The sequence below is a fragment of the Sphingomonas sp. 1185 genome (assembly GCF_040544655.1).
Lineage (GTDB): Bacteria > Pseudomonadota > Alphaproteobacteria > Sphingomonadales > Sphingomonadaceae > Sphingomonas.
Genome location: NZ_JBEPKL010000019.1, coordinates 39,415 through 53,830, shown reverse-complemented (window position 1 = coordinate 53,830; position 14,416 = coordinate 39,415). Strand labels below are relative to the sequence as shown.

Annotated in this window: 12 protein-coding genes and 1 pseudogene; 3 read left to right on the top strand and 10 right to left on the bottom strand. The window is 64.2% G+C overall.

The features are described from left to right. Positions 1–5 precede the first annotated feature (5 nt). From ABIC44_RS13290 to ABIC44_RS13265, 6 genes are all read right to left on the bottom strand, one after another. A complete protein-coding gene (locus ABIC44_RS13290; RefSeq protein ID WP_354295964.1) occupies positions 6–707 on the bottom strand; it encodes a TonB-dependent receptor domain-containing protein in 702 nt (233 codons plus the stop codon). Beyond that, entirely contained in the window at positions 704–1,672 is a 969-nt protein-coding gene (locus tag ABIC44_RS13285; protein WP_354295962.1) for a hypothetical protein, read from the bottom strand. Before ABIC44_RS13285 ends, ABIC44_RS13290 begins: the two co-directional genes overlap by 4 nt. A gap of 9 nt (positions 1,673–1,681) precedes the next feature. Beyond that, positions 1,682–2,164: a hypothetical protein gene (locus ABIC44_RS13280; RefSeq protein ID WP_354295960.1), complete on the bottom strand. Its 483-nt coding sequence runs from the start codon at positions 2,162–2,164 to the stop codon at positions 1,682–1,684. A gap of 542 nt (positions 2,165–2,706) precedes the next feature. Then, entirely contained in the window at positions 2,707–4,269 is a 1,563-nt protein-coding gene (locus tag ABIC44_RS13275; protein ID WP_354295958.1) for a family 43 glycosylhydrolase, read from the bottom strand. 69 nt (positions 4,270–4,338) lie between these two features. Further along, entirely contained in the window at positions 4,339–5,847 is a 1,509-nt protein-coding gene (locus tag ABIC44_RS13270; protein ID WP_354295956.1) for a glycosyltransferase family protein, read from the bottom strand. A gap of 331 nt (positions 5,848–6,178) precedes the next feature. Further along, on the bottom strand, positions 6,179–6,658 hold the full coding sequence (locus ABIC44_RS13265; protein WP_354295954.1) for an RES family NAD+ phosphorylase: 480 nt from the start codon (positions 6,656–6,658) through the stop codon (positions 6,179–6,181). 198 nt (positions 6,659–6,856) lie between these two features. On the opposite strand from ABIC44_RS13265, the gene ABIC44_RS13260 reads away from it, so the two are divergent. Then, positions 6,857–7,036 carry a DUF5808 domain-containing protein gene (locus ABIC44_RS13260; RefSeq protein WP_309704398.1) on the top strand — a complete coding sequence of 60 codons (180 nt, stop codon included), beginning with the start codon at positions 6,857–6,859 and terminating at the stop codon, positions 7,034–7,036. A gap of 117 nt (positions 7,037–7,153) precedes the next feature. On the opposite strand, the gene ABIC44_RS13255 is transcribed toward ABIC44_RS13260, so the two are convergent. Both ABIC44_RS13255 and ABIC44_RS13250 read right to left on the bottom strand, forming a co-directional pair. Then, the gene (locus tag ABIC44_RS13255; protein ID WP_354295953.1) at positions 7,154–7,837 is read right to left on the bottom strand and encodes a hypothetical protein; all 684 of its coding nucleotides are present in this window, start codon (positions 7,835–7,837) and stop codon (positions 7,154–7,156) included. A 52-nt stretch (positions 7,838–7,889) separates the two neighbouring features. Continuing rightward, positions 7,890–9,326, bottom strand: a pseudogene (locus ABIC44_RS13250) (IS1182 family transposase). A gap of 355 nt (positions 9,327–9,681) precedes the next feature. Between ABIC44_RS13250 and ABIC44_RS13245 the strand changes: the two are divergent. Then, positions 9,682–10,221, top strand: a complete 540-nt coding sequence (locus ABIC44_RS13245) for a TonB family protein (RefSeq protein WP_354295951.1) — start codon at positions 9,682–9,684, stop codon at positions 10,219–10,221. Between the two features lie 228 nt (positions 10,222–10,449). On the opposite strand, the gene ABIC44_RS13240 is transcribed toward ABIC44_RS13245, so the two are convergent. Both ABIC44_RS13240 and ABIC44_RS13235 read right to left on the bottom strand, forming a co-directional pair. Next, complete coding sequence (locus ABIC44_RS13240; protein WP_354295949.1) at positions 10,450–11,178, bottom strand: ZIP family metal transporter; 729 nt, start codon at positions 11,176–11,178, stop codon at positions 10,450–10,452. Positions 11,179–11,423: 245 nt separating this feature from the next. Continuing rightward, the gene (locus ABIC44_RS13235) at positions 11,424–12,728 is read right to left on the bottom strand and encodes a PKD domain-containing protein (protein WP_354295948.1); all 1,305 of its coding nucleotides are present in this window, start codon (positions 12,726–12,728) and stop codon (positions 11,424–11,426) included. Positions 12,729–13,228: 500 nt separating this feature from the next. Here ABIC44_RS13235 and ABIC44_RS13230 point away from each other — a divergent pair, with 500 nt between their 5' ends. Continuing rightward, entirely contained in the window at positions 13,229–14,401 is a 1,173-nt protein-coding gene (locus tag ABIC44_RS13230) for a glycosyltransferase (RefSeq protein WP_354295946.1), read from the top strand. The last annotated feature ends 15 nt before the right edge of the window (positions 14,402–14,416 follow it).

Here is a 14,416-nt window from a genome sequence, read left to right as displayed (position 1 = left end):
CTGCCTTACGTGGTGTCGAAATATTTGCCACGCCAGCTCCAGGCCAGACGGCCGGTGATCGGTCCCTTCTCATACAGGCCGACGAGATTGTAGCTGTGCTTGGACAGCTTTTCGAGCGGCACCGTCGTCGGGATGTTCGACCCCGTGGTCGCGAACGGGTTCGTCACGCTGCTGTCGACATAGGTGTAGTTGGCCTGCACCCCCAGCCCGCTGAGCGGCCCCGGCAGGAAATCGAAGAACTGCTGATACGCCGCCTCGAAGCCCTTCACCGTACCCTTGCCGGTGTTGACCGTCGTGCCGATCGCATAGGTGACGCCGTTGAAATTCTGGAAGGTGGTGCCGCCCGCCAGGAAGCCGTCGACCTTCTTGTAGAAGCCGCCGATCGTGAACGAGCCGGTTGGCGCGAAATACCATTCGCCGGTCACGTCGTAGTTGTCCAAGGTGATTGGCCGCAGGAACGGATTGCCCGAACCCCCGGTCGGATATTGTGCGATGATATTGTTGTTGCTGTCGCGCGCGATGAATTTCCGCTCGGTCGGATTGTTGAGCGAGACTTTGGGGGCCATCTGGTCGAAATTGGGCCGCGCCTTGATATAGCGGCGCTCGACATAGATCGGCGCCTGGGTGCCGTCGCTGTTGAAGATCGTGCCCGCAGAGCCCGTATCGGTGCGGACCAGCCGCACCCCGGCATTGCCATCGATCTTCACGCCCCCAGCACGCCTTCGTAATCCGCCGCGATATAAGCGGCGAGCGTCCGCTCGGTCTGGTGGTTCAGGTCGCGGGGCGAGAAGCTGTCCTTGGGCGTCGCGCCGAACTTCGCCTCGGTCTTGGTCAGGCCGTCCCAGAGCGAGCTGTCCGGCTCGAAATTGGGATAGAGGATTCCGCCGGTCAGGGTGCGGTTGTCGAAGAAATTGGGCGTCAGCCCCTTCAGTGCCAGCTCGGGTAATTGCGACAGGCGGACGAAGGGGATCCCTGCGGCCGACGAGCAGCTGGGGTTCGGGCCGGAGGGCAGCAGGCAGAAGCCGTTCCAGGTGCCGCGCAAATCGATCGTGCTGCCCGAATAGCAAAGCCCGCCGCGCAGCTTCTGGAGGAAACCGCCCTCGACATCATATTCCAGATCATATTTCAGCGAGAGCCGGTCCGCGTCGTTCCGCTTGATCGCATCCGCCATATAGGTGAAGGCGTAATTGTTCAGATCGGACAGCAGCGCCGGGTTCTGCACGCTCCAGACGGGGCGCGATCCGCGCAGGTCGAAATCGACGATGCTCTGGTTCTTGGTATTATAGGGCGTCTGCCCGGTCTGGTCGTAGAGCGAGATGACGAAGCCATTGCGGTGGGCACTGTAGCTCGACTTCAGATACTGGCCATCGAAGGTCGCGTGCAGCCGGTCGGACACGTCCCATTTGGCGTTCAGCGTATAGTTGCCGGTGGTGGTGGTCAGGTCTTGATTGAAGCGCGCGGACTCGAACACCTGATTGGCCAGCGAGCCAGAGGTCGCGTATCCGGCCTTGTCGAAGGTAAAGGCCGCGCCCGCCTGCGGCGTCGTGACCATGTTGCCGTTGTTGTTGTAATAGAAGTATTTGCCCTGGCGGTAGAAATTGTACCGCGAATAGAGCGCCTGTGCCGTGATCAGCAGATTGTCGGCCGCCTGCCACTGCCACGCACCCGCCATACCGATGCACTAGCGGTCGCCGCCATCGTCATAGATCTGCTCGCCATAAGGCACCTGCGCATTGGCAGGCGCGCCGGGGATGATGATGCCCGACGGGATGGGACCGAAGGCGCCGATCAGGATCGCGTCCTGCCGGGAGGAGCTGCGCGCATAGCTGGCGTTGATGAGGAAGCCCATCTCGCCGATGCCGGTCTGGAAGCGGTTGCTATAGAGCGCCGATCCCGATCCGCCGAACTTGTCGGCGCGGTGGTAATAATTGCCCTTCAGCGTAGCGCTGATGAGCTGGCCCGGCTGATCGAACGGTAGGCGGGTGCGGATGTTGACCACGCCCGCGATATCGCCCTCGATCATGCTGGCGGGCGGGTTCTTATAGACGTCAATGCCCGCCAGCAGTTCGGGCGGAGTCGCCTCCAGGTCGCGGGTGCGTCCGCTCGAGGCCGAGATGGCGGCGCGGCCGTCAATGAAGTTGCTGACCTGGGTCAGGCCGCGCACGGTGATGGCGGGGGTGGTGCGATGGCCGAAGTCGGTCGCGCCCTCGCCGTAACGGCGCTAGATCTGGACGCCGGTGATACGCTGGAGCGCCTCGACCGTGTTGGCGTCGGGCAGCTTGCCGATGTCCTGCGCGTTGACCGAATCGACGATCTGGTAGGCGTTGCGCTTGATCACCTGGGCCGAGCGGAGGGATTCGCGGACGCCGGTGACGACGATGTCCTGATCGCTGACCGTCCCTTGCGCAGCCTGGTCGGCAGTGACGTTACCGGTCGCCTGGACGGGCGGGCTGGTGGTCTGCGCCTCGGCAGTCCCGCAGGCGCCGATTGAGAGTGCCGCGATCGAGGCGCTACAAGATACGCGAGTAATATTCTTTCATCATCGCTCCCCTTTCGTACCAATCGCGTTGGCTTGAGAAGGCCATAGTATAGATTTACATTGTTAGATAAATAGCAAATTGGTCATGTTTATGGTGGCGTGACTTTTGGCCCAAGGCGAAGGGCAAGGAAGACATCACAAGGCAATCCCTGCTATCAGGGATGAAATCAGTTGTCGGATGATAAGGACAGGCGTCCGTCGCGGGAGCAGCCAGCGGGGGCCGTGGTCGGTCGCGCCGTGACGGTGACGGGCCTTCGCGACAACGCCTCCCACTCCTCCACCGCGAGGCCCGCATGACGGTCCCCTGACCCGGACGCCTCCAGCACCGCGCGCAGGCAGCGGGTGGTGACGGGGGCGAAGCGCACCTCCTGGAATCGCTCCACCCCGGTCGGATAGGTCCCCGCGATCCGCCGCCAGCCCCCCTGCCCCCAATATTCCAGATGCCAGGCGGCGGGCGGAGCGACGCCTTCGTCCGAACCTGCGGGATGGTCGGCGAAGAAGCGGATGCGCGCGCCGTTCAGCGTCACCGGCCGGAGCCAGCGATATTCGATCCAGGCGCTGGCCGGATTCTGCTTCGTCCAATTGCCCCACATATCGGGCGGCAGCGGACTTGCCCGCACCACGCCGTCGTTCAGCGCGGCGATCCAGTATTGCACCGGGCCGGGCGCGTTGGAGACGGTGGCCCAGGCGCTCAGTGCCCGGTTGCGCGTCGGCGGGGGCGGCGGGGCGGGCGCCCTGCTCGGCTTTACGGGGCGGATCGCGGGGGGCGAGACGCTGTCGTCCCACGCCATCGGATCGAGCGCGACCGAGCGGCGGAAATGCCCCCCGCCCTTCGCATCGGCGGTATGATAGGCCAGATACCAGCGTCCCTTGAACGGGACGGCCCCGGCATGCGAGGTGGTCGACGACACCGGGGGCAGCACCACCCCGCGATAGGTCCAGGGCCCCATCGGGCTCGGCGCCGAGGCATAGGCCTGGCACGCATGATAGAGCGTCGGCGTACAGGCGCTGCCCGGCCCGGTCGTGTTGGCGGCGTAGAGCAGATAATAGGTGCCGCGCCGCTTCATGATCCAGGGCGCCTCGAAGAAACCGGTCGCGCCGGTCACGACCTGCTCGGGGCCCTTGGGGGTGACCATGTCGGGGGCCAGCTCCATCGCGCGCAGCCGCCCGAACGTGCCCCAATAGATATAGATACGGCCGTCATCATCGATCAGCACGGTCGGATCGATATTCTGGATGTCGTTGGCCACCGGCACCGTTTGCGAGATGATCGGGCCGGAGGGGTGCGCGTCGCGCCATGGCCCGGTCGGGCGGTCGGCCACCGCCACGCCGATCGCGAACCGGTCCTTCGCCCCGCCGTCCCGCTGGAGCACCGGCGCATAGAGATAGAAGCGCCCGTCCCGCCCCTTCACGATCTGCCCGGCATAGGCGCGGCCCCGCTCGGCCCAGGCAAAGACGCGCTCGGGCCGGGCGATGGCGGGATAATGCCGCCACACGCCGCTGGCGGGGTCTTTCGTGGAGAGAAGCTGCCACTCGTTCATGATGAAGTCGTTGACGCCTTTGGGTGCCTCGTCGCGCCCCGCCAGGATCCACAGCGTGTCGCCATCGACCAGCGGCGCGGGGTCGGTGGAATAGTAACGTCCGTCGGCCAGGATCGGATTGCCCCGGCTGTTGATGGTTTCGGGGGCGAGCTGGGCGGCGAGGAGGATCAGCGGGATCATGGCGGGCATAGTGGCCGAGCCCGTCGCGTCTGTCGATATAGTATACGGTTTTATCCGCCTCGAGAGGGGGAGAAACGGCTATCGATCCAGCATCGCCGCACCCGGACACCCCGCCGCCCCCGCCCCCGCGCCCGGCCGATAGACCAGCCGCACCCGGCTCGGCCCGGTGGGGATGCAGGCGGCCAGGTGATAGTCGCGCGCCAGCACCTCGCGCAGCACCGCGCGGGTCGCCGGGTTGCCGAAGGCGAAGCGCGGATAATCGTCGACGATCGCGCCGGGCCGCGCGGCCAGGATGCGGCGGACCTCGGCGACGGGATCGACGCCGATCGCGGCCGCGCTCGCCTCGTCCCGGGTGGCGAGATGCCCCGGAAACACCCATTTCGACGGCAGGCAGCTATGCGTCAGCAGATAAAGCGCCGGATAGCCGTCATAGACATAGAGACAGCCGCGCGTCGGCATCGCGGCATTGGCGACGGCCCGCGCCTCGCCCGCGCCGCCCTTGGTCCGCTCGCTGAGGTGGAGCACGATCTGCCCCGCCGCGCCGATCGCCAGCAGGAAGGCCGCGATCCCGGCGCGGCGCCAGCGGGCCAGCGCGGGCGCGGCGACCAGCGTGGCGGGCAGGACGATGGGCAGCGCATAATGCGGGCTGCCGAACCGGCCATAGAGCAGGACCGCCGCGCTCGCGACCGCCAGCCAGACGAGCAGCAGGCGAAAGCCCTCGCGCCGCTCCGCCGGGACATGGCGCCAGGGCCGCCCGAAACCGATCGCCAGCGCCAGCGGCGACAGGATGCCGACACAGGCGGCCAGCCCCTCCAGCTCGTCGGCCAGCGGCCGCGCCGCCTGTCCGCCGAGCGAGACGATATTGGCGAAGAGCCAGGCCTGCCCCTGCCCCATCGCGGCATAGCCGCCCAGGGCGACCAGCGTCGGCAACAGCGCCAGCGCGACCCAGACCAAGGCCATCCCCGCCAGCCGCCCCAGCGGCACCGCCGTGCGCCAGCCCCGCCAGAGCAGGATGCAGCCGAACGCAAACCCCTCGGGCAGCACCGAATATTTGATCTGGAGCGCCAGCCCCACCGCCGCCATCGCGACCGCGCCGCAGGGAAACAGCCGCCCCCGCCCCTCGACCGCGCGCAGCACCGCGCTCGCGGCGACCAGCATCGGCGCATTGTAGAAGACCGGGGACTGGCCCCCTTCCCCCTCCATCAGGTTCAGCCAGAGGATATAGAGGATCGCCGCCACGACCGCCGCCCCCGGCCCCGCAAAGCCCCGCGCGACACGCTGGATACCAAAGGCGGTGGCGATGACGAAGCCGGTCGCGACCAGCTTATAGGCGAGGAACCCGTCCCCTCCCAGCCACCGCGCTCCCGCATAGAGGAGGAACAGCCCGATCGGCTTGCGGTCGAAGATATCGACATAGGGCATCGCGCCATGGAGCATCCGGTCGCCGACCAGCAGATAATATTGCTCGTCGAACCCGATCACCGGATTGCCGAACGTCCGCGCCCGCACCACCAGCGCGACCAGCGTCAACAGCAGCAGGACCAAAGCCTGCCCCCGCCACCCGCTTTGCCCCTGTCCCTTGCTCATGAGACGCGCGGGTGGGTCGCTTTGCGGGCAAAGGCAAGGATAAAGAGGGCCATGTCGAACGGCCCCGCCCCCGTTTGACGAAGGAAACGGCATCGATCAGCATCACGCCATGTCATCCCTCCTCTCGCGATTGAGTCGCGCAGCGATGCGCAAGCCACGGTGGCGAACACCATCGAATATCGCCGCAATGGGATTGGCCTGGCTGTTGAGCCGGTTGTCAGGCTTGAGCCGATGGCCTCTGAACCGCCATGATTGTCTTGTCGCCGCTGCGTTTCTGAGCGCGGGCCTGGCGGTGGATATATGGGGTTTGCGGTCGGAGAGACGGTAGGCGTCAGCCTGCGGTGTATCGTTCCAACATCGGCGGTCGATGCAAACACTCCGAGAAGCGGAAAGGTCGGGTGGATAGAGGGGCTATGTCGGCCGCGTCCGCGTGCAGCGGGTTCATTAGAATTATGTCGGCTTCGGGCAGGACGGCGGACTGGACGGCAATTGCGAGCGACCGCCGCTGCTTTGCCCAGGCGTCGACGAAAGCAACCTTTGCCTCGCTGCCCAATGCGTGGGGAACCCGCTCGACATCACAATCGATGGTCGTCCAACCCAAAACGAAATCGTCGTCGGAGAATGCCGGGGTGGCCTGGACATAGCGCAGTGCCACCAAGACCGCTAATCCCGGCTCGCTTGCGAAGTTGACCAATGGGATGCCAGGCGATGAATAGCGCCCACCCGATTTCGCCGCACCCGCCCCATCGAGGGCGACATATTCTGGTCGCGTAAGCCGCCATAGTTTCATTTGACCGCGTTTATCAGGCATGGAGTGGTTGCCTCAATACACCAGCCTTGCCGATCGGAAACGACGAACGAGACGCTGTGGGCGCTTCCGGAATCGATCGGAAAAGGAGAATGCGAGCGGCTCCTCAAAACCCGCGGCGGATAGGGAAATGAGAACTATCGACGCACGGTGATCGTCTGCGATATATGGAACATCCGGTATCGAGACGGGGGTTGAACGGTGAGCAAGGGGTATGATCTACTCGGGCTTTATCATGATGCCGACGATCCCCGCGTAATTGTTCCAAAGCGCGTCAAGGCGCTTGGCTGGACGATCAATGTCGGCCATCAAAGGGGCCGATTGGCTCTTGCCGGTGTCGGCGTGGCGATCCTGATAGCTGCCGCCTTGCAGTATGGATGAAAGCAGCTGCCGCGCAGGATCTAATCCCTATCGGGATCGAATATCAGGAAGGACCGAGTTGGGTGGGAAGTGGACCGACAGCTTGTTGCCAAAGCCATATGAACGCTTCCCTTAGATTCATGGAAGCTTCCGCTCCCAATCTTTTCGCTGCCCCTCCTGTGCGGCTAGTGGTGGAACGCCGGATGCTTGACGCACGGAGTCCGAGAGCAGGTCTCGCCGATATGGCTCCTGCGTCCACTTCTGTCCTGGCGGGCGCAGAAACTGAGTACCGTAAATCTGTGGCTGGCCGATGCGTTGAAGATAGCGGTCAAGCGTCGCGGCAGCGATCCAAGTGGCTTCTCGTTTTCCTCGTGCGACTGCGACGACAGCCAAGGCATGAGCCTTTAGACAGTCCTCGGCTTCATCACCGTGTTGAAAGACATAGGCAGCGTGGTAGAAATCATCGGCGCTGCTCAGTTTGCCAGCGTCGAGCAACGCCTGCGTCTGCGCACGTCGCGCTTTATCGGCTGGCAAAAGCACCTTCCAATCAATTGCCGCAGGATGATCCCGTGCCGCCTGGTCAGCGGCGAAGATGGCCGTCATCTCCTGATTGTTCGTGAGGGCGACCTTTTGTCCTGCACCAATGTGCTGAGCAGCCAATGGTGGCGAACTGATCAGTAACAGTGCAGCGATGAAAAAGCGCATTGTGATCCGCCAGCTTGTTCTTGCTTTCGCACTGATGACGGAATGGTCGCTTTTGGGGAAGAATAATCTGATCGCGAACGGCAACGATTGGGCCAGGCCGTGTAAAAACGGCTTCACAGCAGCTGGTCGTTATTTCCGGCACGGCGCGTTGAAGGTTGAGCGTTGGCGCTCAGCTCTGGATTGCTGCGATCATCGCCCGGACGCCGAGGATGGCGATCAGCCGCTTGAAGTTATAGGCCAGGATATGGAGGCTGGCCTCCGTTCTGACATTCTTGAGCGTTTTCGTTTGGAAGTGCGTCGAGCCCATCCATGCTTTCAGCGTGCCGAATGGATGTTCGACAGTCTGCCGGCGGATCCGCATGGCGTCTGGCGCACGATCGAGGCGTCGCTCCATCGCCTCGACGACTGCCTCATGTTCCCATCTTTTGACCCGGCGCTCCTTGCCGGTCGTGCATCGGTCATGAAGTGCGCATGTCTGGCAATTTGAGCTCCAGTAGCTATGGAGCGTCATACCGGCCTCGACCGACGTGTACCGATAGATCAGGTCTTCGCCGGCGGGACAGCGATAGACGTTTTCCTGCTCCAGATAGACGAAGTCCTGCTTGCCGAAGCGACCTCGCGCCTTTGCCCCCGAGGTCAGCGGCCTGGGCACGAAGGCGGTAACGCCCATCCCCTCGCAGGTCCGGATGTCCTCGCCCTTGAAATAGCCCTTGTCGGCAATGGCATCCAAAGCCTCCACCCCCATGGCGTCCTTGGCTTTCGCCGCCATGGGGGCAAGTTGCCCGCGGTCATAGCCAATGTTCAAAAGCTCGTGCGCGACGATGAGGTGATGTTCGGCATCGACGGCCGCCTGGAGATTTTAGCCGACGATGCTCGTGCCGCGCCCCGCACTCGCCATGGCGCGGGCGTCCGGATCGGTCAGCGACACCTGCTGGTCCGGCGCATTCCGGACTTCCTCCTCACGTACCGCAAGATCGCGCAACTGCGCGCGCAACCGGGCGATCTTCTCCGTCAATCGCTTCGCCTTCGGCTCGGCAATGTCACTTTCTTCGCGGTCGGCGCGATCAAGCGCGTCGAGATACCGGTCGATATTGTCCTGCACCTGCTTCATCCGCGAGGCGACCTTCGCGGCGGTGTAGTTCTTGTCGCGGTTGTTGACCGCCTTCATCTTGCTGCCGTCGATGGCGACCACCGCGCGTGTGAACAGCCCCAATTGCCGGCACAGCGTGATGAACCGGCTGCACACTGCCCGGATCGCAGCGCCATTCGCCTGGCGGAAGTTGGCGATCGTCTTGAAGTCGGGTGCCAACCGCCCCGTCAGCCACATCAATTCCACGTTGCGCTGCGCTTCACGCTCGAGCCGTCGGCTCGACTGGATCCGGTTCAGATAGCCATAGAGGTAGATCTTGAGCATCGTCGCCGGATGATAGGCGGGCCGTCCCGTCTCAGCTGGCGTCATGCCCGCGAACTCCAGCGCCTTCAGATCCAGCGCATCGATGAACGCCTCGACCGCGCGAACCGGGTTATCTGCCGATACGTAATCATCAAGCGATGCAGGCAGCAGATAGTCCTGCCGACGGTCTTCCCCGTGTACGAAATGGCCCATGCCCAAGCCTCCCGAAACGCCAAAGAAGCATAGCAGATTCCGACGTTTTTACACAGCCTCGGGCGTTAGCGTACACCTGTTATCCAGATGGCGATGTCAGCTTTCAATAAAGGCCGGAACCGAAACGGCTCACCCTGGAGGTATAACGGCGTTGAAAGCTTAGACGGCGATCTCCTCGCGTTGGCATTTGCCAAGATAAACGACATAACTCCTTCCCATGCTCGTATCGGGCGTGATCGAGGTGAAGACGATGGCATGGTTTCAAGCGGCTTCGGTTATCACGGCGACTGTTCCTGCGCTCCTAGGAGGCATACAAGCGGGTGGGGCTTCAAGCGCGTCAGCGGCTCCGCCTCAGATGATCGGCAGTCCGATCAGCTTCGAGGACTACCCACAACGAGCTTTGCAAAACAAAGAAGAGGGCTATGTGTCGGTCGAGGTTAGCGTCTCGGCGGATGGTGCCCCCTTGTCCTGCGAGGTTACCGAAAGTGCCGGGCACTCGGCGCTTGACGAGGTGACTTGCAGACGGCTGATGAAGGCGCGTTTCGAACCGGCGCGCGGCCCGGATGGCGTCGCGATTTCCGGCATTTTCCATACCGCTGTGGGCTGGAGCATGCCATCCCCAGGCGTGGTGCCGGACAACCGCGTGCTTGTACCGCTCGCGGCTTTGCCGAAGGGCTACGTGCAGGCGACCTCGACCTTTTTGTCGTTCGATGCCACTGGCTCTCTGGCCACCTGTGAGATTAGGGCGTCCAGCGGGAGTAAGGCATTTGACGAGATAGCCTGCGATCTTTTGCGCAAGCAGATGAAGATAACTCCACCTCACGCCCTCAAGAATGCGCCAGCAGCAGGATACCGCTACATCCCCGTCGCGGCTCTCCCGACCTCAAAGCGGTGAGCGCGAAGTTTAGAGGCGCGACGAATGTCCGCAGTTGGGCGCTTCCAGCCCTTCTCGTTTGGGAATGGTCGCACGGGACGGCGTTGCTCGATGGGCCTGAGCACGCCTGCCTCCGCCGCTGGCGTCTCGCAATCCGGCCCCGATTGCTCCTTCCCGCAATGATGCCGGATCGACGGCCAACGAGGGCGCAGCTGCCGTCGCCCCCCATCGGGCCGATAACGCGCAAATTCAGTCCACGACCGCGATCAGCGCCATCAGCGCAAAGCCGAACCAGGGCATGACCCATCGCGCCCTGCCGGACGTGGGCGCGCGGGCGCGATGGCGTTGCAGGCCGAAATGCAGGAAGGTGCCCGCGCCCAGCGCCAGGATGGTTGGCTTGGCCAGGGGCCAGGCCTGTTCCTGCCGTATCGCCACCGCCCCCAGCACGACGCCCAGCGGCAGCGCGGCGATGAACATGTTCTGCATCGTCAGGGCCCTGCGGCGGGAGAGCGGGCTTTCGGTGAGCACCTGCGCCAGCGAAAACGACGCCGCTCCCTTGTGCGCGATCAGCGCGAGGAACAGCACCAGGATCGCGGCTTCGCGCGACGTGGCGCCCAGGGCCGCCCCGGCCAGGAAGCTGTGCGCCGCCAGCGCGATGGCGGCCGCGAGCGCGGGGACGGCGGAGCGGCCGCTGCCCAGTGCCAGATGCTCGAGCAGGGCAAGGCCCAGGATCGTCGCGCCGCAGATGACGAAGGGCCAGGGATAGCCGGTGCCATGGGCGGCATAGCCCTGCGCTGCGTCCGGCAGCATGTGGATCAGGCCCGCACCCAGAAAGATACCGGCGGCCAGCGCGTCGCCCGTCGCGGCGATCGGCGACCCGTGCAACGGGCGGCTCGTGCGGAACCAGGGTATCGCCGCGACCACCGCCACGACGACCAATGTCCCGGTCAGCAGGATCAGGAGAAGCTCCCGGTTCACGCTGTCACGCCTCCCATCGCCTGTGCCCATCATGGATCGATGGCGATGTGATGATGTATCATTGGCAATTGGTCAACGTGGCTTGGTCGTCGGCGACACATAAGGGTCGGTGCTGCCCGACACGCCCCTTCGGCGTATTCTCGAATGGATAGCGGCTATGGTCTGGCGGAGGGAAAGATGCGTCTTTCAAACCGGCAAAGTTAAGGCGGGGAAAACCCGCCTTAACCAAGCATCGCTGCCGACCGTCAGTTCGTTTTGAGCTCCACCGTGTAGGAGAATTTGTCGCCGGTCTCCTTGATCGTGAACTCATAGCGCAGGTTGACGCTCTGACCCCGCGTGAAGCCCGACTCCAGGCTGAAGTTGACCGTCTGTCCGTTGGCGATCACCGTGCCGTTGCCCAAGCCGGTGAACGACGCCGCAACCGTCGAACCCGTGGTCAGATTGACCGCCGTCGGATTCTGGATGGTGAAGCTGCCGCCATTGGCGACGAACCGGAACTTGTCGACGGTAACGGTGGTCGGACAGCCCGTCCCCGCGCAGCTCTGCGACTTCTGCATCGATGCGGAGGTGGTGTAAGGCAGCTTCAGAAGCTCGGTGGAGAAGCTGTCGACGCGGTACAGGGACAGGGTTGGCGCCACCGCCGTGATCGCGACCGTGACAGGAGCGCTGTCGACCGTGCCGTCGTTGACGACCAGCGTGGCGACATAGGTACCGGCCAGATCGGCGGTGAAGTTGGTGACCGCCTGTGTGTTCGCCGACAGGGACGCGCTGCTTCCGGCGGGCTTGGACGTCAGATTCCAGTCATATTTCAGCGGATCGCCATCGGCGTCGCTGCTGCCCCGTCCGTCCAGCGTGACGGTCGATCGCGTCAGGACATTCTGATCCTTCCCCGCATTGGCGACGGGCGCGGCGTTCGCCCGGCTCGACGTGATCGTCACGCTGTCGGCCACGCTCTTCAGCGCGCCGTCGCTGACGATCAGCGACAGGATATAATTTCCGGCGACATCCGGGGTGAAGGTCGGCTTCGCGGCCGTGGTGGACGACAAGGCGGACGAACTGCCCGAAGGACGGGCATCCATCGTCCATTGATAGGTGAGAGCATCGCCATTGGCATCGCTGCTGGCACTGCCGTCGAGCGTTACCGTGGTGCCGTTCTTGACGTTCTGATCCGGGCCCGCATTGGCGACCGGCGCCGCATTGGCGACCGCAGCCGTGATGGTGACATCGGCAGGCGCGCTGTCGACCTTGCCGTCGTTGACGATCAAGGTCGCGACATATGTGCCGGCGACATCGGCCGTGAAGGTCGGCTTTGCGTCCGTCACGGACGACAAGACCGCGGCGCTACCCGATGGCCGTGACTTGAACGCCCATTTGTACGTCAGCGCATCGCCATTGGCATCGATGCTGGCGCTGGCATCCAGCGTTACCGACGTCTTGGTCAGAACATTCTGATTGGCGCCGGGATTGGCGACCGGCGCCGTGTTGGTCGGGGTCGGAGTCGATGTCGCGGTGGGCGTCGGGGTCGGGGTCGGCGTGGGCGCGGTAACCACCGGTATATTTCCGCTCCCGGAACTTCCATCACCCCCACATCCTGCAAGCAGGACGGTCAACGATATACTTCCTACGACAACAAGGTTCTTCAACTTCAACATATGGCATCCCCCCTGTGACTTGCCTTTAACTAATCCCTTAGGGGTGATTTTTGCAGGTGTATAGTCCAGTTTCCCCTGACTTTCATAAATCTCCATATCGGACCAAATTGCGTCATGCCGCTATGCTTTTCCGGATCGATGGCGACAGCGGCGAATATAGGTCGCAACAGCGCGGGCCCAGGCCCGTAGCTGGTCGATGTCACGCATTCCCGACCAAAGAACCGGCGCAAGGATGCCGGAACGGGGCGTCGCCGATCGATCATTTCCCGGCCTGTCGGAAGCGGACCGCCGCCCCCCTCATAACGAATACGTCACGACAGGGTATCGTTTTTGCCGTCAGTCATGCTATCGGCCGGAAATATGGGCGGGCTTTCGGTGGATCCTCTGCGGCGATCGGGGTGGACGGCGTTTTGCGCGTCCTGACCTTCCTTCACAGTTTCGAGCCGGGCGGGGTCGAGCGGATCGCATTGCGGCTCGTCCGGCGCTGGCGGGACAGCGGGATCGATGCGCCGCTGTTCCTGGGGCGGACCGATGGCGCGATGGCGCGGGATGTCGGGGCGGGGCTGGACTTCGCTACGCCCCGGCGCCGCTGGCCGGGCATCGCGCATTGGGAGACGATCTGGATGGTCGCCACCCTGCCGCGCGCGGTGCGGGCGATGCGGCCCGACATGCTGTTCTGCGCGGGCAATACCTATGCCTTTGTCGCGGTGATGCTGAAGCTGATCCTGGGGCGGAACTGCCCGCCGATCGTCGCCAAGATCAGCAACAATCTCGACCGCACCGACGCGTCCTGGTTCTACCGGTTCTTCTACCGCATCTGGCTGCGCATCCAGGGGCTGGCGATCGACCATTTCGTCGGCATGGAAAAGCCGATGCGCGCCGAGATCGTGCAATGCGTCGGCGTGTCGCCCGCCCGCGTCGCGATCATCCCCGACCCGGCGCTGTCCGAGGCGCAGATCATGGCGCTTCGGACGCCGGTCGCCGCGCGGCCGCCTGTAGCGGGGCGGCGCTTCGTCACCATCGCGCGGCTCGCGCCCCAGAAGAACCTTGCGCTGATGCTGCGCGGCTTCGCGGCGGGCAGCGATCCCGCCGACACGCTGACCCTGTTCGGCGAGGGGCCCGAGCGGCCTGCGCTGGAGGCGCTGGCGGCCACGCTCGGCGTCACGGACCGGGTCGACTTCCGCGGCTATGTCACCGATCCGGCGGGGCGGCTGGGGGAGTATGACATGCTGCTGCTGTCCTCCGACTATGAAGGCGTGCCTGCGGTGATCCTGGAGGGGCTGGCCGCCAATATCGGCATCATCGCCACCGATTGCAGCCGGTCGATGGCCGCGCTGTTGCAGCAGGGGGTGCTCGGGACGCTGGTGCCGGTCGGCGACGCGGCGGGCTTTGCCGCGGCGATCGCACAGGCCCGGCCGGGGGCGCAGGACGCGCACCGCACGCTGCACCAGGCGCGGCGCTTCGCCATCGAACAGGGCGCGGACCATTATCTGCGCGTGATGCACGGCGTCCTGCGGCGTCGCGCCGCGCCCGCCCCGCTCTGCGGCGAACCGGTCCTGCCGCTCCTGTAAGTGGCTTCGATCAGG

Coding starts and splice junctions, on each gene's coding strand:
- ABIC44_RS13285 (WP_354295962.1), bottom strand. CDS start 1,672: ATGGCGGGTGCGTGGCAGTGGCAGGCGGCCGACAATCTGCTGATCACG.
- ABIC44_RS13275 (WP_354295958.1), bottom strand. CDS start 4,269: ATGCCCGCCATGATCCCGCTGATCCTCCTCGCCGCCCAGCTCGCCCCC.
- ABIC44_RS13270 (WP_354295956.1), bottom strand. CDS start 5,847: ATGAGCAAGGGACAGGGGCAAAGCGGGTGGCGGGGGCAGGCTTTGGTC.
- ABIC44_RS13265 (WP_354295954.1), bottom strand. CDS start 6,658: ATGCCTGATAAACGCGGTCAAATGAAACTATGGCGGCTTACGCGACCA.
- ABIC44_RS13245 (WP_354295951.1), top strand. CDS start 9,682: ATGATCGGCAGTCCGATCAGCTTCGAGGACTACCCACAACGAGCTTTG.